This is a genomic window from Oxalobacteraceae bacterium OTU3CAMAD1 (assembly GCA_024123915.1).
Classification (GTDB): Bacteria; Pseudomonadota; Gammaproteobacteria; order Burkholderiales; family Burkholderiaceae_D; genus Rugamonas.
The window spans coordinates 806,740-828,489 of record CP099650.1 but is presented as its reverse complement, the minus strand read 5'-3'; the positions used below and the strand labels follow the sequence as shown (position 1 = coordinate 828,489).

Annotated in this window: 11 protein-coding genes and 1 riboswitch; of the genes, 5 read left to right on the top strand and 6 right to left on the bottom strand. The window is 66.0% G+C overall.

Annotated elements, in window-relative coordinates:
* Window positions 1–50: 50 nt before the first annotated feature.
* The gene (gene aqpZ, locus NHH88_03545; protein USX14879.1) at window positions 51–773 is read left to right on the top strand and encodes an aquaporin Z; all 723 of its coding nucleotides are present in this window, start codon (window positions 51–53) and stop codon (window positions 771–773) included.
* Between the two features lie 183 nt (window positions 774–956).
* Window positions 957–1,586 carry a Crp/Fnr family transcriptional regulator gene (locus tag NHH88_03540; GenBank protein USX14878.1) on the top strand — a complete coding sequence of 210 codons (630 nt, stop codon included), beginning with the start codon at window positions 957–959 and terminating at the stop codon, window positions 1,584–1,586.
* A gap of 67 nt (window positions 1,587–1,653) precedes the next feature.
* Here the strand turns inward: NHH88_03540 and NHH88_03535 are convergent, their stop codons facing one another.
* From NHH88_03535 to NHH88_03525, 3 genes are all read right to left on the bottom strand, one after another.
* On the bottom strand, window positions 1,654–2,013 hold the full coding sequence (locus NHH88_03535) for an aspartate 1-decarboxylase (protein USX14877.1): 360 nt from the start codon (window positions 2,011–2,013) through the stop codon (window positions 1,654–1,656).
* Between the two features lie 123 nt (window positions 2,014–2,136).
* Window positions 2,137–3,762, bottom strand: coding sequence for a serine hydrolase (locus NHH88_03530; protein USX14876.1), 1,626 nt, complete (start codon window positions 3,760–3,762; stop codon window positions 2,137–2,139).
* On the bottom strand, window positions 3,759–5,606 hold the full coding sequence (locus NHH88_03525) for a M1 family metallopeptidase (protein ID USX14875.1): 1,848 nt from the start codon (window positions 5,604–5,606) through the stop codon (window positions 3,759–3,761). The genes NHH88_03530 and NHH88_03525 overlap by 4 nt, the downstream gene beginning before the upstream one ends.
* Window positions 5,607–5,738: 132 nt before the next feature.
* A riboswitch (yybP-ykoY riboswitch) is annotated at window positions 5,739–5,923 on the top strand.
* Between the two features lie 12 nt (window positions 5,924–5,935).
* Here NHH88_03525 and NHH88_03520 point away from each other — a divergent pair.
* Window positions 5,936–6,511: a TMEM165/GDT1 family protein gene (locus tag NHH88_03520; protein ID USX14874.1), complete on the top strand. Its 576-nt coding sequence runs from the start codon at window positions 5,936–5,938 to the stop codon at window positions 6,509–6,511.
* Window positions 6,512–6,611: 100 nt separating this feature from the next.
* Here the strand turns inward: NHH88_03520 and NHH88_03515 are convergent, their stop codons facing one another.
* The 3 genes from NHH88_03515 to NHH88_03505 form a co-directional block, all read right to left on the bottom strand.
* Window positions 6,612–8,375, bottom strand: coding sequence for a CehA/McbA family metallohydrolase (locus NHH88_03515; GenBank protein USX14873.1), 1,764 nt, complete (start codon window positions 8,373–8,375; stop codon window positions 6,612–6,614).
* 122 nt (window positions 8,376–8,497) lie between these two features.
* A complete protein-coding gene (locus NHH88_03510; GenBank protein ID USX17521.1) occupies window positions 8,498–17,317 on the bottom strand; it encodes a cyclic beta 1-2 glucan synthetase in 8,820 nt (2,939 codons plus the stop codon).
* Between the two features lie 380 nt (window positions 17,318–17,697).
* Window positions 17,698–19,794 (bottom strand): aminotransferase class V-fold PLP-dependent enzyme, encoded by a 2,097-nt coding sequence (locus tag NHH88_03505; protein ID USX14872.1) that lies wholly within the window; start codon window positions 19,792–19,794, stop codon window positions 17,698–17,700.
* A 212-nt stretch (window positions 19,795–20,006) separates the two neighbouring features.
* On the opposite strand from NHH88_03505, the gene NHH88_03500 reads away from it, so the two are divergent.
* Both NHH88_03500 and NHH88_03495 read left to right on the top strand, forming a co-directional pair.
* Entirely contained in the window at window positions 20,007–20,495 is a 489-nt protein-coding gene (locus NHH88_03500) for an Lrp/AsnC family transcriptional regulator (protein ID USX14871.1), read from the top strand.
* A gap of 68 nt (window positions 20,496–20,563) precedes the next feature.
* Entirely contained in the window at window positions 20,564–21,748 is a 1,185-nt protein-coding gene (locus NHH88_03495; protein USX14870.1) for an HPP family protein, read from the top strand.
* Window positions 21,749–21,750: the final 2 nt, after the last annotated feature.

Genomic DNA, 21,750 nt, shown 5'->3' with positions numbered 1-21,750 from the left:
CATAGCTGTTAATGACAGCGTCGCACCCCCTACTTGATAAAGGAAGAAACATGAAACAATATGGCGCGGAATTTTTCGGAACATTTTGGCTGGTGCTCGGCGGCTGCGGCAGCGCCGTGCTGGCGGCGGCCTTTCCCGGCGTCGGCATCGGCCTGCTCGGCGTGTCGCTGGCGTTCGGCCTGACGGTGCTGACGATGGCCTACGCCATCGGCCACATCTCCGGTTGCCACCTCAATCCGGCGGTGTCGATCGGCCTGTGGGCCGGCGGCCGCTTCCCGGTCAATAAACTGCTACCGTATATCGTGGCGCAGGTGCTGGGCGCGATCGTCGCCGGCGGCGTGCTGTATGTGATCGCCACCGGCAAGGCCGGCTTCGACGTGGCGGGCGGCTTCGCCTCCAACGGCTACGGCGAGCACTCGCCGGGCGGCTACTCGCTGACGGCGGCGCTGGTGACCGAGGTGGTGATGACGATGATGTTCCTGCTGATCATACTGGGCGCCACCGACGAACGCGCGCCGAAGGGCTTCGCGCCGCTGCCGATCGGCCTGGGGCTGACGTTGATCCACTTGATCAGCATCCCGGTCACCAACACCTCCGTCAATCCAGCGCGCAGCACCGGCGTGGCGCTGTATGTCGGCGACTGGGCCACCGCGCAGCTGTGGGCGTTCTGGGTCGCGCCTATCGTCGGCGCGCTGCTGGGCGCCGCCATCTACCGCTTCATCGGCAAGCCGGAAGAAGTGAGCGCGGCGACCAGCCCACGCAAAGCGGCGTAACACCGAAGTAACCCTCCCCCGCTGGTCCGGGCCCACCGCCCGGACCAGCCCCGCCTCCGCGCTTTCGCGCACCGCCGCACCCTCCGAAGCGAAAAGGTTTACACTTCGTCCTCGCAGGTTCGGCTATTGGCTTACCGGCATCCACCACACCATCGCCGGTTGCTTCAGCCGCGCCATCGAAACATGAATCAGGCATTCTTAGAGCACAGGGCAAAGTACCGGGACGCCGTCACACAGCGCTACCGCGTGACGCCGGAAATGTACGACGAGGTTTCGCGCCTGCTGGCGCCGATCGCCGCGCCGGTCAGCATGCGCAAGGGCGAGTACCTTCAGCACATCGGCGTGCTGGCGCAAAGCGTGTACTGGCTGCACAGCGGCGTCGCCCGCACCGGCTTCCTCACGGAGGCCGGCAACGAGGTGACCTTGTACTTCCGCACCGACGGCCAGGCCGCCGCCGCCCACGACGATCTGCTGCGCGCGAACCGCAACGAGCTGTCGCACAATTTCGTCATCGCCGAAACGGCGGTCCACGGCTACCGCATCGACTGGGTCGCGCTGAGCGACCTGGCCGGGCGCCACGGCGTATTGCGCGACTATTATCTGAAGGCCTCCGAGCACGGCATCATCGACCAGGGCAAGCGGCTGTACCTAAGCGTGTGCCCGGCCCTGGGCCGGCTGGCGGCGTTCCGGCGCGACTATCCGGGCCTGGAGCACCGCATCTCGCAAAAGGTAGTGGCGTCCTTCCTCGGCGTCACGCCGCAGTACATGTCGCATCTGCTGCGCCAGGACGCGGCCGAGAACAAACGCAGCTAAACGACCAAACGGCGAGGCGAAAAAAAAGCGCCCCGGGGGACGCTTTTTGCGAACCGCTGCAGCGGTCTTATTTCTTCATGCCGGTGATCTTGTTCTGCGCATCGACGAACACGATCTTCGGCTTGTAGTCGGCGATCTGCTCTTCGGTCATCGGCGCGTAGGTGCAGATGATCAGCAGGTCGCCCAGGTGCGCCTTGCGGGCCGCCGCGCCGTTCAGCGAGATCTCGCCGGTGCCGCGCAGGCCCGGAATCGCGTAGGTCGCGAAACGCTCGCCGTTGTTCACGTTATACAGATCGATATGCTCGTTCGGCAGAATATCGGCCGCCTCCAGCAGATCCATGTCGATACCGCAGGAACCCTCGTAGTTCAGATCCGCCTGCGTGACCGTAACCCGGTGCAGCTTGGCACGCAGCATAACTCGTTGCATAGACATCTTATTCATCCCTCGATTAGTAATCATTCAAGCTTGCCAAAGTGCCTTTGCGGGACCCGATGCAATGCGAGGGCGATATCATATCACTAGCCGGACTCATGCGGCTACTTATGCCATTTACTTCGGCGAGGGCGTGAAGTTCAGATCACGGAAGTCGTAGCTGAAGTCCGTCTCGGTCGAAATCGGCTCCATCCTCATGCGCTCGATGCTGCCGTTCGGGTTCAGCGCGAACGTGACGTAGGCGTCGGCGTTGAAGCTGCGCTCCTTCCACCGGACGATGAAGGTATCGTGCTGGAAGTGCTCCAGCTCCCCCGTCAGGTCCGGCGTGCGGGCGAAGCGCATCACGCGCTTGCCGCCTTCGGCGGCGATGGTGACCTTGCCGTACCATGGATCTTCATACGCGCCGTCGTAGGACGCCAGCGGCAGCGATGGCGACGACTTGGCGGCGCGCTCCGTGTGCTCCTTGCCCAGGCGCTCCAGCTCCTCCTTGTGGGCCGTCGCCTCCTGCTCCGCGTACAGCTTGATCCAGTCGGTGGCCGGCACCTTCAGGTACTGGTCGAGGATGCGCCAGTACAGCGCCGTCATCGCCGGGCCGTTTTCGGCGTTGGTCAGGATCGCGATGCCCAGCCTTTCCTCGGGCACCATCAGCACCGTCGAATAGAACCCCACCAGCGCGCCGCCGTGCATGGCGATCTTGCGGCCCTTGTAATCGCGCAGGTTGAAGCCCAGTCCATAGGCGGCGAAGTTGGCCTTGGTCGCCGCCAGCGCCGGTTTCGGCTCGCGGATGCGCATCGGCGTTTGCTGGGTCCACATCTCGGCCAGCTGCTTGGCGCTGATCAGCTGCTTGCCGTCCGCCGTCTTGCCGTCGTTGAGCAGCAAATTCATCCAGCGCGCCACGTCCTCGGCGCTGGTGTTCAGGCCCACCGCGCCGACCGCGTTCGGTACCGGGATCGGCCTGACCACCACCGCCTTGTCATTGACCTTGCTGTGCGGCGCCGCGTAGTCGGCGCTCGCCAGCATCGCGGCCACGCTGGTGGTGGTGCCGTCCATGCCGAGCGGCGTCAGGATGCGGTCGCGGATGGCGTCGCCCCACGGCTTGCCGTCCTTCTCGGCGATGATTTTGCCGGCGACGATGTAAAGCAGGTTGTCGTAGGCGTAGCTGTTGCGGAAGCTGGTGGCCGGCTTGATGTAGCGCAGCCGCGAGATGATCTCGTCGGTGCTGAAACTGGTGGTCGGCCACCACAGCAGATCGCCGGCGCCCAGACCCAGGCCGCTGCGGTGCGTGAGCAGGTCGCGCACCGTCATCGCGCCGGTGACGTAGGCGTCGTACATCTGGAAGCCCGGAAGGTGCTTGGTGACCGGATCGTCCCAGGCGATCTTGCCCTCGTCGACCAGCATCGCCAGCGCGGCGGCGGTGAAGGCCTTGGAGTTGGACGCCACCTCGAACAGCGTTTTGGCGTCGACCGGCTTGGGCTCGCCCAGCTTGCGCACGCCGTAGCCCTTGGCCGTGACGACCTTCCCGTCCTTGACGATGGCGATGGCCATGCCCGGGACACCGAAGGTCTTGAGGGCGCGGTTGACATCGGCGTCGAGATTGAACGCGGGGACCGGCGCCGTGGAGGCGGCGGTTGCGGCTGCGCTTGCGGCGGCGCCGGCGTCCGGCGCGGCGAGCGCCGGGCAGGATGCCGTGCAAAGCGCCGCCACCAACGCGGCCGATACGAAGGCACGGGAGAACTTCATCATTTATTCAGCTTGAATTGTTTGTCGACCGAAGCCTGCGTCACCGGATGATAGTGGTCGCGCGCCTTGGCGTAGACGGCGCGCGCCCAGTCCTTGTCGGCCGGGTTTTTCAGCAGCGCGGTATACAGCGGCACCACGAACTTCTGCCGGCCCACGCTCATGAGGAATTTGTTGAGCGGGTCGCGCACGTTGTAGCCCGCCTTGACGGAGCCCAGGTAGAAGCGGTACGCGATCTCGTTGTTGCCGCTCTTGGCCAGGCCGAACGCCTGGTCCAGCTCCTGCATTTGCGCGGCGGTGGCCTTGCCTTCGATGGCGTTCAGGAAGTGCATCCACTCGAGCGCGATCCAGGCCTTGCCGCCCAAATCGGCGGTCGGCAGTTCGCCCTTGAGCCACGCGGCCCGCTGCGCGTCCAGCGCGGCCAGGCGCGGCGAGACCGCGCGCACGGCGGTGGCGGGGATGCCGGGTGCGTACAGCCATTCATCCAACTCCGCCTGCGGCATGTACTCGGGGTGCGCGTCGAGCAGGTTCTTTTTCAAGTACTCGACGAATTCCTCGGTGGTGGCGGACTTGAACGCGTGCTGGTCGAACCAGCCGCGCAGGAAGGGATCGAACACCTCGCGCCCGGCGCGCTGCTCGATGGTGCGCAGGAACCACGCGCCCTTCGGATAAATCAGGCCGCCGTCGGCGTAGGTCGACGGATCGGTGTCCGGGCCGCGGGTGGACAGGGCCTGCTTGGAGGCGGGCACGGTCAGCAGCGAGACCAGCGCCTCCTCCTGCTCGACCTGCAGGTTCATCTCGGCGATCTCGGTGCCGTAGATCTTTTCGACGATGCGGGTGGTGACGTAGGTGGTGAAGCCTTCGTTGAGCCACATATGCTTCCACGAGGCGTTGGTCACCAGGTTGCCGGACCACGAGTGCGCCAGTTCGTGCGCGATCAGGTCGACCAGGCTGCGGTCGCCCGCGATCATGGTCGGCGTGAGGAAGGTCAGGCGCGGATTTTCCATGCCGCCGTACGGGAACGACGGCGGCAGCACGATCATGTCGTAGCGCTCCCACCGGTAAGGCCCGTACAGGCTCTCGGCGGCGCTGATCATCTTCTCGGTGTCGGCCAGCTCGCTGGCGGCGGCCTCGATGCGGGCCGGTTCGGCGTAGACCGCCGAGCGCGGACCGAGCTTGCGGACCTCGATCTCGCCGATGGCGATGGCCAGCAGGTAGGAAGGAATCGGCTGCGCCATCTTGAACTTCCAGCCGCCGTCGCCGGTGGCGGCGGGGTCGTTGTCGGCGCTCATCAGCACGCGCAGGCCGGCCGGCGCGTCGATGCGGGCGCTGTAGGTGAAGCGCACCGCCGGCGTATCCTGCACCGGCGCCCAAGAGCGGGCGTTGATGTCCTGCGATTGGCTGAACATGAACGGACGCTTGCCCGACATGGTCTGCGCAGGCGACATCCACTGCAGCGCGGCGGCCGACGGCGCGGTGCGGTAGTACACGCGCACCTTCTGCGGCTGGAACGGCAGCGCGATGCGCAGCGCACGTCCCTTCTGCACATCGAGCTTGTCGAGCATGAAGGAGGCCGAGGTCCAGCGGCCGCCCGGATTGAGCACCTGCACCTTGGCGATATTGAGTTCGTTCGTGTCCAGCACCAGTGTGCGGGCCGACTTGTCGATCCAGTTCAATGTCAGCTCGGCGTAGCCGCCCAGCGTCTTGCGGCCGAAATCGGCCTTCAGGTCCAGATACAGGTCGCTGGTGCGGACCTGATCGTAGCGCGCGTAGCTCAGCGGATCGGCGTGGGCGGCAAGCGACATCAGTGCGGTAAGCACCAACGCGGACAGTGTCTTCTTGATAGGCATGGTGATCTTTTCAATGTTGGTCTGAAGCGCGATGCAGAATATCACAGCCATGTAACAGGCATGTGTGCGGCCCCCAACGGAGCCGGAGAAACCGCCGTGGTAGAGGCTGCGGCGAATGGCTGTGTTAAAATACGCGCCGTAATTGGGGAGTAGTCGGCTTGCGCCTCCCGGCGCAGGAACCTGCATCAACATAATCGGTCCGCAGACCGTGGTGCAGGTGGTTGAAAAACTTGACGAGACCATGATCGAGGTGCGGCCATGATGGGCCGGAGTCGCGCCTGGATCATTGGTTAATCGTTTCCGGCCCGCGTACTACTCACATCATCCCAATGGAAGCATTCCTCGTCTCCACAGGCATTGTCGCTCTCGCAGAAATCGGCGACAAAACCCAGCTGCTCGCTTTCGTCCTGGCCGCCAAATTCCGTCGTCCGCTGCCCATCATCGCCGCGATCTTCATCGCCACCATTGCCAACCACGCGTTCGCGGCGGCCATCGGCACCTGGATCACCGGCCTGCTGGGGCCCGACACCTTGCGTTGGGTGCTGGGCGCCTCGTTCCTGGCGATGGCCGCATGGACCCTGGTGCCCGACAAGCTCGATGACGAGGACACGCGCCTGGCCGGCTACGGCGTATTCATGACCACCCTGATCGCCTTCTTCGTCGCCGAGATGGGCGACAAGACGCAGGTGGCCACGGTGGCGCTGGCGGCGCGCTACGACGCGCTGATCGCCGTCGTCTGCGGCACCACGCTCGGCATGATGATCGCCAACGTCCCGGCGGTCTACCTTGGCGACCGGATCGCCAACCGCGTCTCGCTCAAGCTGGTGCACGGCATCGCCGCCGCCGTCTTCGCGGTGCTCGGCGTGGCGACGCTGATGGGCGCCGGCGCCAGCCTCGGCGTCTAAACCCCGAGGGTCAGGTCCGACATTCGGACACAAGCTCAGTCGTAGCGATGACAATTCGGATGGGGCCGTGTCCGAATGTCGGACCTGACCCCGCTGGTGGTTAGCGGGCTTGCGCGGTTTCCGCTGTCGCGCCGGTGGCGGCGCTGGTCTGCGTGACCCAGATCGGCGCCGACCACAAGATTTTTCCGTCGTTCTGCGTCACCTTGGCGTAGTAGAAATGCTCGCCGACGGCCGGCGTGATGGTGGTGGTGGCGGTGGTCGACAGTTGCGTCACCGTGCCGTTGCGGCCAGGGACGCCCTCGTACACGCGCACCGACGATACGGTTTTTCCGCCGGCGCTGGCGAAGTTGGCCACCAGCTTGAGCGTGCCGCTGTTGGTGATCCGCTCGCCCATCATGCGGCCGTTGCCGGTCAGGATTAGCTGCGAGCCCTTGTCCATCGTCGCGTACACGCGGCGCGCCTTGATGGCGGCGATCATGCTGGCCGATGTCAGCGCCGTGCCGTTCGGGATCAGCACCCCGGTGCGGTTGGTGTAAGACGCGCCCCAGTTGGCGCAGTGGTTGTCCTGGTTGGTGGAGAAGGCGACGTGGAAGCCCGCCTCCAGCGCCTTGTTGCACGCGCCCTCGTAGGTGCTGCGGCTGGTTTCCGTCTCGCTGGTGTTGGTCGAGAAGGCCGACGTGTTGAGCACTTCGCACATCGCCATCGCCTGGTCGCCGTCGGCCGTGTAACCGAACGCGGTGCCGTTGACGAGGAACTGGCCGGAGCTCGACGGATGGTTGAACTGCCCCACCCAGCCGCGCTGGCGCATCAACGTGTACAAAGCGCCGTAGTCGTTCTTGGTGGTCTGTGTGTCGGCCAGCAGTTGACCGTTGCCGTTGACCTCCCAGCCCAGCAACTCGGTGGCGTTGAAGATGTTCAGATGCCCGCCGTTGTTGATCACGCCCCATTCCAGGCCATACATGCCGAGGAATCCCGGGTTGGCGCTGTTGTAGTTGGCGGCCGCCGTCACGCCTGATTGATAGAGCGCCTTCGCCACCGCCGGATCGGCCGTGGACTTGGTGGCGTCGGAGCCGTCGTACATGTGATTGTGCTCGGAGGCCATCAGGAAATCGAGGCCTTTGCCCTTGGCGTAGGCGTAGGCGTCGGCCGGCCCGAACGCGGCGCTTTGCGGATTCTGCGCGCCGGTGCAGCTGGATAGCGCGCCGCCGCCGTCGCTGTGGTTGGTCTGGCTATGCAGGTTGCCCAGGTAGATGGTGTACGGCAGCGAGGCCGTCGCCGCCACCGAGGTGGTGGTCGCGCCGTCGTCCGAGGACATGGCGTCGGTCGTGGTGGTCGAAACTGCGCCGGGCTTGCCCTTGCCGTCCACGCGCTGGCGCGAAATCGGCAGCGGCGCGAAGGTCGGCATGGCCTGCGCCACGCGCTTGCCGACGCCGATCTCCCAGCTTTGCTCGACTTCCTCGTCACCGTCGCTGGCGCGCATGCGCACCTGATAGACGCCGTCCGACAGGATCACGCCGTCGCCACGGCCGTCCCAGGCGACGCTGACGTCGACCTGCTTGTCCGCCAGCGCGCGGCTGCCCTTCCACTGCTGCACGGTCACGCCGTCGGGACTGACCACCTCCAGCGTCCAGCTGACCGCCTTGGCCTGCTCAAGGAACGGGTAATCGAACGACAGCGTGAACGTGCGCGCCTCCGGCAGCTCGGCCGTGGCCCTGGCGTCGGCCAGGAACGGCGCGTGCAGCGTCGCCTCGAATTCCTGGTGGTCGGCCTTGGAGGCCTGCGCCGCACCGGCAAAGCCGGCGGACAGCATAAGCGTATATATCAACTTCGACGTCAACTTCGACAGCGGCGCGAACTTGTTCATGTCATCTTCTTTCAGCGGTTGGGAATCCTAAAATTCTGCCAACTATGCATGACGGCAATATGACCAACAAATTCGATTTTCATTGTCTATTCAGACATTCGCGCACTAAATTGAGTAAACGATTACAGTCGTTCCTCCCCGGGAATGGCAGACCGCGCCGGCAACCGCAGTTCCACCTGGTGCGTCATGCCCGTGTCGACCAGCGCGATCGCCTGTTCCTGTTGCGGCACGCCGTCGACCGTCAGCACCGGCACCGCGTTGGCGCTGACACCGGATCCATCGTCATGCAGCACGCGGATCACGTATGACGAGGTCTCGTAACGGTAGGTCAGCGTGAAGCTGTTCCAGCCGGCCGGCATGCGCGGCGCCAAGGTCAGTTGTTGCGCGCTGCGCGTCAGTCCAAGCAGGGACTCGATGATCAGACGGTACATCCAGCCCGAGGAGCCGGTGTACCAGCTCCAGCCGCCGCGCCCGACGTGCGGCGCCACCGCGTAGACGTCGGCCGTGACCACGTACGGCTCGACCTTGTACTTGGCCGTGCCCTCCGCCGTCCCGCCGTGCATGACCGGATTGATCATGCGCGCCAGTTCCCATGCCCGCTCGGTGTCGCCCAGGCGGGCGAACGCCATCGCGGTCCAGATCGCGGCGTGGGTGTACTGGCCGCCGTTCTCGCGCACACCGGGCACGTAGCCCCGGATATAGCCGGGATTGGGGCCGGCCTTGTCGAACGGCGGATCGAGCAACTGGATGATGCCGGAATCGCGCCGCACCAGGCGCTGGTTGACCTGCTCCATGGCGCCGCGCACGCGCGCCGGATCGGCGGCGCCGGACAGCACGCCCCAGCTTTGCGAGATCGAATCGATCTGGCATTCCTCGTTGGTGTGGGAGCCGAGCGGGGTGCCGTCGTCGAAATAGGCGCGGCGATACCACTCGCCGTCCCAGGCGTTCAATTCGACGTTGGCGGCCAGCTTCCTGGCCTCCTCGCGGCACTCGGCGGCAAACACCGCGTCGTCCTTCATGTCGGCGACGTCGGCGAAGCGTTGCAGCACCTCGCACAGGAAGAAGGCCAGCCATACGCTCTCGCCCTTGCCATGCTCGCCCACCTTGTCCATGCCGTCGTTCCAGTCGCAGGAGCCGATCAGCGGCAGACCATGTTCGCCGAAGCGCAGGCCGTGGCGGATCGCCTGCACGCAATGCTCGTACAAGGTTCCGCTCTGGCCCGAACGACTCGGCAGGTCGTAGTAGGAATCCTCTTCCGGCTTGACGGCGCGCCCTTCCAGGTACGGCAGGCTTTCTTCCAGCACGCTCATGTCGCCGGTGCTGGCGACGTAGCGCCAGGCGCCCAGCGGCAGCCACAGATAATCGTCCGAGCAGTGCGTGCGCACGCCACGGTCCGACGGCGGATGCCACCAGTGCTGGACGTCGCCCTCCAGGAACTGGTGGGCGGCGCACAGCAGCAACTGGTCGCGCAGCAGGTGCGGCTGCGTGTGGATGGTCGCCATCGCGTCCTGCAGCTGGTCGCGGAAGCCGAAGGCGCCGCCGGACTGGTAGTAACCGCTGCGCGCCCAGATGCGGCAGGCAATGGTCTGGTACATCAGCCAGCCGTTGGCGATGACGTCGAGCTCCGGTTCCGGCGTCTCGATGCGCACCGCGCCCAGGGTCTTTTCCCAGTGCGCGTGAACGGCGGCCAGGGCCTCCTGCGCGGCGCCGGCGCTGCGGTGTTTTTGCACCATGCCGCTGGCGTCGGCGTTGCGGCGGCCTGCGACACCGAGCACGAAGACGATCTCGCGCTCCTGGCCCGGCAGCAGGTCGAACGGCGCCTGGATGGCGGCGCAGGCGTCGAGCCCCGCGCCGACCTTGCCGGACAGGCGCGAACGGCGCAACGCGGCCGGCGCGGCCAGCGAGCCGTTACGGCCCAGGAACTCGCCACGGTCGCCGGTGATCGAGCGCAGGCTGGCGTCGCAATTGAAGAAGGCAACGCGGCCGGTGAACTCGGTGTTGTACGGATTGCGGGCGAACATCGCGCCGCTGACCGGATCGACCTCGGTCAGGATGTGCATGCCGGACTTGGAGCGCATATCGCCCAGCACCCATTCGACGTAGCCGGTGACGCTCAGCTTGCGCGCCACGAGCGTATCGTTGCGCACCTTGAGCACCGTGTACTTGATCGGCGCGTCGGTCGAGACGAAGGTCGTCATCTCGGTGGCGATGCCGTTCTCGCTATGTTCGAACACGCTGTAGCCGAAGCCGTGGCGGGTGACGTAGTCGCCGGCGCCGCGCGCGGGCAGCGCTGCCGGCGACCAGAACTCGCCGGTCTGCTCGTCGCGCAGATAGAACGCTTCGCCGCTGGCGTCGCTGACCGGATCGTTGTGCCACGGCGTCAGGCGGTACTCATGCGCGTTCTCATGCCAGGTGTAAGCCTGGCCGCTTTCCGAGATCACGGTGCCGAACTGCGGGTTGGCCAGCACGTTGGACCACGGCGCGGGCGTGCGCTGGCCCTCGCGGGTGGTGATCACGTATTCGCGGCCGTCCGGTGTGAAGCCGCCGATGCCGTTTTCCAGCATCAGCGGGCGCGCAGGACGGGCGGCAGGAACCGCGTCGCCGTAGTCGCCGCGTCCGTCCGCCAGCAACGGCGGCATGCGCATCGACTGCGGGCCGGGACGTTTGATCTGCTCGGCCAGCGGACCACGGCTGTCGCTGAGGATGGCGCGCGCCACCGATTGCAGCAGGATGCGGTCCTCGTTGGATATCTGGTCGGCCAGGCGCACGAAGATGCCGCCCGGACGGTCGACCGCCTGGGCGTCAATGCCCGAAGCGATCAATCCCATGATTTGTTCGTGCAGCAGCTGGCGGTACCCCGACTGGTCCTCGTACCAGATCACCAGGTCGACCACCAGGCCTTTGAGGCGCCAGTAGGCGTGCGCCTGCACCATCTGGCGCACCAGATCGATGTTGGCCGGGTCGCGGATTTGCAGCAGCACGATCGGCAGGTCGCCGGAGATGGCGTAGGCCCACAGGCCGGACTGGCCGCGATGGTTCTTGACCAGGGTGCCGACGTCGGCGCGCAGCGCGGCGTTCGGGTAGATGACCGAGTTGGCCAGGCGGCCGTACAGCTGCGCGTCCGCCTCGCTGGCGTTGAGCTGGCGCAGCACGACCTGGCTGTGGGTCCACGCCAGTTCGAAGGTGCGGTCGGCCAGGTGACGGTCTTGGTATTTGTCGATCAGGTGCAGCGCGGCGTCGCGCTGCTCGGTCATGCCGGTGACGATATCGACGGTGGCCATCTGGTCGGGCTTGAGCGTGATGGTGTAGCGGATCGCCACCACCGGATCGAGCACGGAGCCTTCGGCGCCGTCCAGCGGGCCGCTTTCCAGCAGCGCGCGCGGCGCGGCGGCGGTGTTGCCGCGACCGAGGAAGCGCGAGCGGTCGGTTTCGAACGACACCTCGACCACCGGCGCGTCATGCACCGTCATCGAATGCAGCATGTACGGCATGGCCTCGTTGCCTCCGCGCGGGCGGCGCGTGCACAGGATCGCCTGCTGGTCGCGCAGGATCTCGGTTTGCACGAACAATTTGCTGAAGGCCGGGTGGGCGGCATCGGCGGCGGCCGGCGCCATCACCACCTCGGCGTAGCTGGTCACCTCGATGGTGCGCACGCTGTCGCTCTTGTTGGTGATGCGGGTGCGCCGCAGTTCGATATCGTCTTCCGGCGAGACCACGATTTCCGTGTAGAGGTCCAGGCCACGGTCGGAGCGGCGGAACTCGGCGCGTCCTTCCGAGAAGATCACTTCGTACTTGCGCGGGTCGACCAGGGTCGGTTGATAGGTGGTGGACCAGAACTGGCCGTCGTCCAGGTCGCGCACGTAGCAGAAGTTACCCCAGTTGTCGCGGGTACTGTCCTCGCGCCAGCGCGTCACGGCCAGGTCGCGCCAGCGGCTATAGCTGCCGCCGGCGTTGGTGACCATGACGTGATAGCGGCCATTCGACAGCAGCTGCGTTTCCGGAACCGGTGTGCTGTGCTGGGTGAGCACGCGCATCGGCGCGGCCTGCTGATCGGGCACGGTCGAACGCAGCGCCGCCAGTTCGGTGGTGTTGGAATAGAAGGCGCCGGCCTGCGGGCTGCGTTCCTGCAGCACCAGCAAGGTCGATTGCAGCAGCGGATCGGATTCGAAGCGGCGCTGCATCGGCCGGTCGTGCAGCAGATAGCTGAGCGACAACAAGCCCATACCCTGGTGGTGGACCATGAATGAGCGCACCACGGCGCAGCTCTGGCCACGCGGCAGGCGCGAAGCGGTGTAGTCGATCGCCTCGTAGAAGCCGTAGCGGCCCATGAAGCCCAGGCCCGCCATCTTCTGCAGGTTCAGGCAGGACGCTTCCGGCTGCACCATCAGTCCCATCATGGTGGCGTACGGCGCGATCACCAGGTCGTCGGCCAGGCCGCGCTTCAGGCCCAGGCCCGGAACGCCGAAGGCGCGATACTGGTAATTGAGGCTGGCGTCGACGGTGTTGTAGCCGGATTCGGAAATCCCCCACGGCACGCCGCGGCGCTTGGCGTAGTCGATCTGCGCGTCGATGACGGCGTTGTAGGTCTGGTCGAGCAAGGTGCTCGGATAGTTCGGCATCACCAGCAGCGGCATCAGGTACTCGAACATCGAGCCGCTCCAGGACAGCAGCACCGGCTTGCCGGCGACGATGCACAATTGGCGGCCCAGTGCGAACCAGTGGTCCTGCGGCAGCTGGCCCTGGGCGATGGCGATGAAGCTGGCCAGGCGCACTTCGGACGCCAGCAAATCGTAGTAGCTGGCGTCGAGACGGCGCTCGCTGACGTTGTAGCCGATCGCCAGCAGGTTGGTGGTCTCGTTGTACAGGAAACCGTATTCCATCTGCGCGAACCCGCAGCTGCGCTGCGCCAGTTCGGCCAGCGCGCGCATGCGCTCATGCGCGGCGGCGCTGCCCTGTTCAAGCAGCTGCGCCAGTTGTTGCTGGCGTTCGCGCTCGGCCGGCGCCAGGTCGGTCACCGGAATGGCGGCGCTGGCGTGGGACAGGCTGGCCAGTTCGCGCAGGGTCGGCACGCGCGTCATGCTGGTGTCGAACACGGTATCGGCCGACAGGTTGACCCATGGCGTCAACAGGGCCAGCTCGTCGAGGGCGGCATGGCTCTGGCGGACCAGCGAGGCGCTCCACATGGCGGCGTCGCTTTGCGGTTCGACCTGCGCGTGCAGCGCTTCGGCGGCCTGCGCGGCCAGGATCAGCCATCCGTTCAACTGCTGCAGATGGGTGGGGTCGGGCTTCGCGGCCAGTAGCGCCAGCAGCGGCGCCAGGTCCGGCGGCGTGGCGATGGATTCGACACCCTGGCCGGCGATGGACGGCGCGACTTTGTCGGCGTCGCCATCGGCGTTGGCGGAGGTTGCGGATGCAGCGACGCTGGTGGCCGGCGCACTCGCTGTGGCGGCGTCGTTGAGCGTCTCTTCCAGCACGCGCACGGTGGCCAGCATGCCGTCGATGATCTGAGGACCGAGGACCGGCTGGTCGAACATGCCGGTCAGACCGGGCTGCAACGTCAGCAGGTGGCCAGCCAGGTTGCCGCTGTCGACCGTCGAAATGTAGATCGGGTGCAGCGGCTTGAGGGTTTGCGTGTCGTACCAGTTATAGAAGTGGCCCTGGTGGCGCTCCAGCTTATCCATCGCGTCCAGGGTGGCGCCGGTGCGCGCGATCAGCTGCGACACGGTGATGTAGCCGAAGTCGCAGGCGCTCAGGTTGGCCAGCAGCGCCATCCCGATATTGGTCGGCGAGGTGCGGTGGGCGATGACCTGCACCGGATGCTCCTGCATGTTATCGGGCGGCAGCCAGTTATCGTCGGGACCGACGAAGCGGTCGAAGTAAGCCCAGGTGCGGCGCGCCAGCTTGTGCAGGAACACGTTCTGCTCCGGCGACAGCTGCGCGTCCTTGCGCTTGATCGGACGGCTGATCCAGTCCGCCACGGCCGGCGCCACCAGCCACGCCAGCAGGAACAGCGCGGCCGGGGCCAGGCTGGCGGGACGCCAACCGAGCAGCATGCCGCCGACGAACAACGCCAGCACCGGCGCCGGCCACATTCTGACCCAGGTGCTGGCGTTGCCGGATGCGGCGCGCGACAGCGCCGAGGCGCGCCACTCGAGCATGTGCTTATGCGACACCATCATGCGGTAGATGCTGCGCGCGATCGCGTCAAGGCTGAAGTAAGCTTCGTACGGCAGGAACACCAGCATCAGCACCGCGTGCGCGAACTGCAGGCCGGTGCGGCGCATGGTAGCGCGCAGATGCTGGCTCCATAAGGTGTCCTTGGGCCGGTGCAGCACGTCGTGCAGCGCGCTGACAAACGGCGGCAGGAAGATCACGGTCAGCACGGCGCCGGTCCACAGCCACGGGTCGGGCAGCCAGCGCCACGCGACGATCAACGACAGCACCAGCGCGGGCGCGGTCAGGCTGCGGCGCAGATTGTCGAACAGCTTCCAGCGCGACAGCAGCGACAGCGGATTTTTCTCGCGCTTGCGACCGGGGCCCGGCACGCGGCCGAACAGCCAGGAGATCAGCTGCCAGTCGCCGCGTATCCAGCGCTGGCGGCGGCTGACATCATCGCTGTAGCGGCTCGGATATTCTTCATAGAGTTGGGCGTCGCTCAGCAAGCCGGCGCGCAGATAGCAGCCTTCCAGCAGATCGTGGCTGAGCACCTGGTTGTCGGGCAGACGGTGTCCCAATACCTGCTCGAAGACGTCGACATCGTAGATGCCCTTGCCGATGAAGGAGCCTTCGAGGAACACGTCCTGGTAGACGTCGGACACAGTGCGTGTGTACGGGTCGATACCCGGCTCGCCACCGCACAGTTTTTCGTAGTGCGAGGCGTTCTCGCTTGGCAGGCTGACGGCCACGCGCGGTTGCAGGATGCCGTAGCCTTCGACCACGCAGCCGCGCGCCGCGTCCACGCGCGGGCGGTTCAGCGGATGCATCATGGTGGCGATGAACTGCGCCGCCGCGTCACGCGGCAGTTGGGTGTCGGTATCGAGCGTGATGACGTACTTGATGCTTTCGAGCTGGCTGATGTCGCCGACGGCCACCGAGAACTTGTCGCGCGCGCCGCCGCGCAGGAAGCGGTTCAGGTCCTGCAGCTTGCCGCGTTTGCGTTCATAACCCATCCAGACGCCTTCCTGCGGATTCCACAGGCGCGGGCGGTGCAACAGCAGGAAAGGCGTGGCCGGGTCGCCGCTCGGATGGACGGCGTACTTGCGATTGAGTTGTTCGATCCGGTACTGCATCTGCTCCAGCAGCGCGGCGTCGCCCGGCAGCGTCTCTGCGGGGGCGTCGGCGAAATCGGTCAGCAGGCAAAACACCAGGTTCGGATCACGGTTGGCGAGAAAGCGCACTTCCAGCTGTTCGCACAGGTCTTCGATGTTGTCCTTGCTGTAGGCGAGCGTCGGCACCACCACCAGCGCCCTGCCCTCGGCCGGAATGCCGTCGTCGAGGTCCATGCGCGGCAGCGGATTGGGACGGGTGATCTGCGTGGTCACCCAGTTGACGAGGCTCAGCGCCAGCTGGCTGCTGCCCAGCAGCGCCAGTACGCCCAACGCCACCAGCACGATGCCGTTCACGCCGTGGAAGGCGGCGCGTTCGAGCAGCAGCGCGGTGGCGACGAAGGTGATGGCGGCGATCGCGCCCAGGTAGGACGTCAGCGGCGAGGCGCCCGACGTGTGGCGGAACACCTCGCGCCACGGACGGCGCATGCCGGTCTGCTTTTCCAGCGCGGCCAGACCGTCGCCGATCAGGTAGAAACCGACGTGGCTGTGGCGCTCATCGCCGCTGTTGGCGTGCGCCACGGCCAGTTGCAAGGCATGCTGCGCCACTTCGACTTCCGACAGGCGCGAATGCTTGGATATCTTCTCGACCGAATGGCGGTATTGGTCCCGGGTGGCGAACTCCATGCGGCCGTAGACGCCGGCCGGGTCCTGGCGCAAGGTCTGTTCGACCACGCTCATGGTCTCGACGAACTCCTGCCAGTCCATGGTGCCGAGGAAGCGCAGGCTGCCGATGCTGTTGGCGATCGACACCTGTTCGGCCGCCTGCTGCTGGATCTCGGCCTGGATCTGCTGTTCGATGGTGTGGCCCGATTCGGCCAGGCGGTGCGTGATCCACGACAGCGCCAGGGTCAGCGCAGAGCTTTGTCCCTGCAGGCGGCGCGCCAGTTCGGCGACGAAGGCGCTGGTGATCGGCGGATTGGAGCGGGCCATGTCGGCCACCATCAAAATCAAACCGCTCGGATTTTTTTCCACCACCTCGGTCATCTGGTCGGCCCAGCTGTTGGCCAGGTCGCGGTCGGCGCGGTTGTCGGCCACGCGCACGGCCACGCGGCGCAGGTTCTCGATCAGCGCGAGGCGCAGCATGATGGGGATGGCCCACAACTCGCCCAGTTTGAGCGGCGCGATTTCCTGGTAGGCGGCGACGAAGCGGCACAGCGATTCGGGATCGACGCGGCCGTCGCCGTGCGAGATGATTTCCAGCGCGAGCTTGTAGACGCGCGGGCAGCCCTCCGGCGCGCCGCGGCTCAGGCGCGGCAGCTCCTTGCTGTAGTCCTTCGGCAGGTGGCGGCGGGCGATGCGGATCTGCTCTTCGATCAGGTAGAAGTTATCGAGCAGCCATTCGGAGGCGGGCGTGATCTGCCGGCCGGCCTTGACGGCCTCGGTCAGTTCGTCGCAGGTGGTGTTGATGAAGTCGGCGTTCTCCGACAGGCGCGACAGCAGCTGGTCGGGACCGCCGCGCGTGCTCAGTTCGTGGTGTGCCGCCAGGGTTCTGCCGTGCGCGCCCATTTGCGCGGCGCTGAAGAGCTCGGCACGTAAGGGCAGGTCTTCGTCGTCTTCGTCGGAGACCAGGGAGGCCGTTGTCGATTCGCGGAAGCCGAGCGTCAGGTCGGGCATTAGGGGATTGGACTTTTTCAACTTATACCTCGCTATGTTGCATGCGAGACGCGGCCGCGCTCCGGCTACGGGCGCGACGAATCTGCGAATGGGAAATTATGTGCTAAGGCATCGTACTGGGGCGCACGACAAGGCACTGTACGGTGACGAACATACAGCTGAGTGTTGGTGGATTCCAGGCAAATAAAAAGGGCCCGAATGGCCCTTGGGTGACTTGCATTTTGCGGTGTGGCCGCGTCCGCCGCAGCGAGGTGGGCGGCGCTTGGCGGATTACGGCTTGCGCCTAATCCGCCCTACGTGTCTCCGTGGCTAAGTTGCAGCCTGCATTCATCGCAACCACGTAGGGCGTTAGCGAAGCGCAATCCGCCAACTGCGCGCGGTCACGCGGCCAACGCAAGGCCGCCGCTGAGGCTGTAGGCTTGATCGTGGCCGAGGCGGCGAAGGCATTGCGTGGCTTTCATGCTGCGATTGCCGCTGCGACAGAAAAATACCAGCGGCCGCTGTTCGCCGCGCAACCATACACTGGCCTGTCCCGCCAGGCGGCTCAACGGTACGCTATGCGCGACACGGCCTCCCGGACCGGGCACGACGTTGGCGGCGAATTCGTAAGCCTCGCGCACATCGACCAGCACGGCGTCCGGATGCGCCCTCAAGAAAGCGTCGAGCTCGGCGCTATCGAGTTGCATGTCGGACGGCGCAACCAGTTGCGCCTCGGCAGTCAACATTGCCGGCGAGTGCTTCGTCATGCTCGCGCAAAACTGATTCTGGTCATCGCGGGTTGGACACAGCAACGTGCGCGGGCCGCTGACGGCCTCCAATGCCGGATCCCGCGAACCCGCGCTGAACGCGAAGTGAACAGCCGAGGCTGATAAGCGATCGCCGTCGGCAACCCCCAGCAGATACGCGCGGGAAGCGTCGCCGGCGCCGGCGGCAACGCTGGCTAACACCTGCGCGCCGAGCCCGATCGCGCGCGCGGCCGCGCCGTCCTCCAACGCCACCGCCAGCGAGGTCGCGGCCGGCCAGCCGAACTCGTCCACGGAACCGGCGACATAGTGATCGCCCAATGCATCGACCAAGGACTGGCGGCCGGCGTCGGACACGGTGCCGACGACCGCCAGCACCCGATAGTTCTGGCAGCGCACATACGAGGCGATGCGCGATGTCATCTCCGGCAACGGATCGATGACCACGCAAGCGCCGCTGGCCGCGTCCAGCACCAGCCAGCTGCACGCGCCTTCGACGCCCAGTTGCAGCAAGCCGTCGTGCGGCACGGCGTCACGCTCCGATGGGATCAGGCAACTGGCGCGCAGCGCGGCGCCGCAGCGCTCGATGCGGGCACAGGCGGCGGCGATCATCTCCTCGTCGGCCAGCGGACCGAAGGACATGCGGATGGCGCCGGCGCTGCGCCACAGCGGCACGCCCATTGCGTCGAGCACGTAGCTGGGCGCGGCCTTGGCCGACGAGCAGGCGCTGCCGGCGCTGACGCGCACTTGCGCGGCGTCGAACACGTCCATCAGCTCGCGGCTCGACAGGCCGGGCACGGAGAAGTTGAGCGTGGTCGGCAACGCCTTCTCGAACGGATTGTTGAACACCACGCCGGGCAAGGCGGCGCGCAGGCTGTCGGCCAGGCGCGCGCGGAAACCCCACAGCTCGTCATGGCTGCGGAAAGTGTCGCCACGTTCGAGCGCGGCCAGCACCACGCCCAGCGCTGCGATGCCGGCCATGTTCTCGGTGCCGGAACGCTGGCCCGATTCCTGGCCGCCGCCCATGATCAGCGGCGTGAACGGCGCGCCGGCGCGCAGGTACAACATGCCCACGCCCTTGGGCGCGTACAGTTTGTGGCCGGAAAATGGCGCGTAGTCGATGCGGGTGGCGGCAAGGTCCAGGCTCAGCTTGCCCAGCGCCTGCACGCAATCGACCATCCAGTAGGCGGCCGTGCCGGTTTCCCTGATGACCGCTTCGATACCGTCAAGATCGCTGACCACGCCGGTTTCGTTATTGGCGGCCATGGTGCAGATCAGCGCGGCCGAGCCGGCCACTTGCCGCAGCAGCGCCAGATCGTGGGCGCCGTCTGCGTCGACCGGCAATTTGTGCAGGGTCAGATTCAAGCCCAGCAAACGATTCCAGTGCGCCAGGCTTTCCGGCACGGCCTTGTGTTCGGTGGCGCCATAGACCAGCAGACTGCCGACGACCTCTCCACGCTCCCGACGCTCGCGCAAGGCGACCAGCGCCGACAGCACCGCGGTCTGGATGCCTTCGGTCGCGCCGCTGTTGAACATCAGGCGGCCGTCGCCGACACCCAGCAGGCGCACCGCGCACGCACGCGCCTGGTCCAGCATGGCTTTGGCCTTGAGTCCGGTGGCGTGGGTGCTGCTGGGATTGCCGAAGCGTTGGCCCATGGCGTCGATGGCGGCGCCGATGGCGGCGGGCAGAACGGCGGTGGTGGCATTGCCGTCGAGGTAGATTTCAGTGGTCATGGTGTTCGCTGCGAGGAGGGATCGGTCAGCTGAACAGTTTACCCAAGCGGAAGGGTGAAAGTATGCCAAAATAGTCCACTATTGACCCATGTCTTAGCATGATCATGCTTAACTACGGATCAATCCGGTAGAAATCAACTTTTCCCCGGAGGCCCCATCCCTGATTCTGGTAGAGTGCAGGATGTTCATTCTTCTTTTTCACCACATTCCACATGAATTCACTCGATAAATTCGACTGCGCCATCCTGGCGGCGCTGCAGGCCGACGGCACGCTGTCGATCGCCGCGCTCAGCGAAAAGGTCGGCCTGTCCAGCACGCCTTGCTGGAAACGGGTCAAGCGGCTGGAGGAGGAAGGCTATATCGAAAGCCGCGTCGCCATCATCAACCGCCGCAAAGTCGGCTTGCCGGTGACGGTATACGTCAGCGTGCGCACCGGCCAGCACGACGCCAAGTGGCTCGACCGCTTCGCCGCCGCCGTCATGGCGTTGCCGGAAGTGCAGGAATTCCACCGCATGAGCGGCGACGTCGACTACCTGCTCAAGGTCGTTACCACCGACATCGACGGCTACGACGCGTTTTACAAGCGCCTGATCAAGGTCGGCCAGCTGACCGGCGTGTCGTCGGCGTTCTCGATGGAACAGATCAAATACACGACGGCGCTGCCGCTGGAGCTGGTGTCCCACCACGAATCGCACCAATAAGGTGCAACGTGCGTGCATGAGCCGGCCCGGCATGGGATAATGCTCATTTAAAATACTCATTAAGCCCCATGCGCGCTTTCCTGGACCGCTGGCTGCCCAGCCCCACCACCGCCAGCGGCGCCGAACAGCTGCGTGCCGCCATCGGCGCCCTGTGCGGCCTGCTGGCCACCGCCATCCTCAGCCACTTCCTGCTCGAACCCAGCAGCGCCACCATCTTCATGGTCGCGCCGGTAGGCGCCTCGGCCGTGCTGCTGTTCGCGCTGCCCGCCAGCCCGCTGGCCCAGCCCTGGTCCGCCATCGGCGGCAACGTCGTCAGCGGACTGGTGGGCGCGGCCTGCGTGCGCTGGCTGGGCGCGGGTTCGGCCATATCGTTGCCGCTGCCGATGCTGTGCGGCGTGGCCGTCGGCGCGGCCATCGCCGCCATGTTCGCGCTGCGCTGCCTGCATCCCCCCGGCGGCGCGGTGGCGTTGACGACCGTCATAGGCGGCCCCGCCGTGCACGCGGCCGGTTTTGAATTCGCGCTGACGACGGTGCTGGTCAACACCGCGCTGCTGACGGGCATGGCCATCGTCTACAACAACCTGACCGGGCGCCGCTATCCGCACACGCAGCAAGCCGCCCATCCGAATCCGCACGGCACCAAAGACGCGGTGCCGACGGTGCGGCTGGGCTTCAAGCCCGAGGATCTGGACGCCGTGCTCAAGCAGCACGACCAGGTGCTCGACATCAGCCGCGACGATCTGGAATCGCTGTTCATGCAGACCGAGCAGCGCGCCTACCAGCGCCGCTTCGGCATCATCAACTGCGAGGACATCATGTCGCGCGACATCGTCAGCGCCGAGTTCGGCACCGACCTGGAGCAGGCGTGGCAGCTGATGCGGCGCCATCACGTGGCGGCCTTGCCGGTGCTCAACCGCGCGCGCAGGGTGATCGGCATCGTCACGCAAACCGACTTCCTCGACCATGGCGGCCTGGATAACTATGGCGACATCCGCCGGCAACTGCGGCGCTTCCTGCGCAAGAGCGGCGTCACGCACACGGAAAAAGCCGAGGTGGTCGGCCAGATCATGACGCACCACCCCACCACGGCGCGGCTCGACACGCCCATCGTCGACCTGGTGCCGTTGATGGCCGACTCCGGCTTCCACCACATTCCGGTGGTCGACGCCGAGCAGCGTTTCGCCGGCATCATCACGCAATCGGATTTGGTGGCGGCGTTATATGAGAGCCGCTTCGCGGAAGCGGCTGCTTAACC

Excerpts from the sequence above, each read along its gene's own strand:
- aqpZ (USX14879.1), top strand. The coding sequence starts at position 51 with ATGAAACAATATGGCGCGGAATTTTTCGGAACATTTTGGCTGGTGCTC.
- NHH88_03540 (USX14878.1), top strand. The coding sequence starts at position 957 with ATGAATCAGGCATTCTTAGAGCACAGGGCAAAGTACCGGGACGCCGTC.
- NHH88_03535 (USX14877.1), bottom strand. The coding sequence starts at position 2,013 with ATGCAACGAGTTATGCTGCGTGCCAAGCTGCACCGGGTTACGGTCACG.
- NHH88_03530 (USX14876.1), bottom strand. The coding sequence starts at position 3,762 with ATGATGAAGTTCTCCCGTGCCTTCGTATCGGCCGCGTTGGTGGCGGCG.
- NHH88_03525 (USX14875.1), bottom strand. The coding sequence starts at position 5,606 with ATGCCTATCAAGAAGACACTGTCCGCGTTGGTGCTTACCGCACTGATG.
- NHH88_03520 (USX14874.1), top strand. The coding sequence starts at position 5,936 with ATGGAAGCATTCCTCGTCTCCACAGGCATTGTCGCTCTCGCAGAAATC.
- NHH88_03515 (USX14873.1), bottom strand. The coding sequence starts at position 8,375 with ATGAACAAGTTCGCGCCGCTGTCGAAGTTGACGTCGAAGTTGATATAT.
- NHH88_03510 (USX17521.1), bottom strand. The coding sequence starts at position 17,317 with ATGCCCGACCTGACGCTCGGCTTCCGCGAATCGACAACGGCCTCCCTG.
- NHH88_03505 (USX14872.1), bottom strand. The coding sequence starts at position 19,794 with ATGACCACTGAAATCTACCTCGACGGCAATGCCACCACCGCCGTTCTG.
- NHH88_03500 (USX14871.1), top strand. The coding sequence starts at position 20,007 with ATGAATTCACTCGATAAATTCGACTGCGCCATCCTGGCGGCGCTGCAG.
- NHH88_03495 (USX14870.1), top strand. The coding sequence starts at position 20,564 with ATGCGCGCTTTCCTGGACCGCTGGCTGCCCAGCCCCACCACCGCCAGC.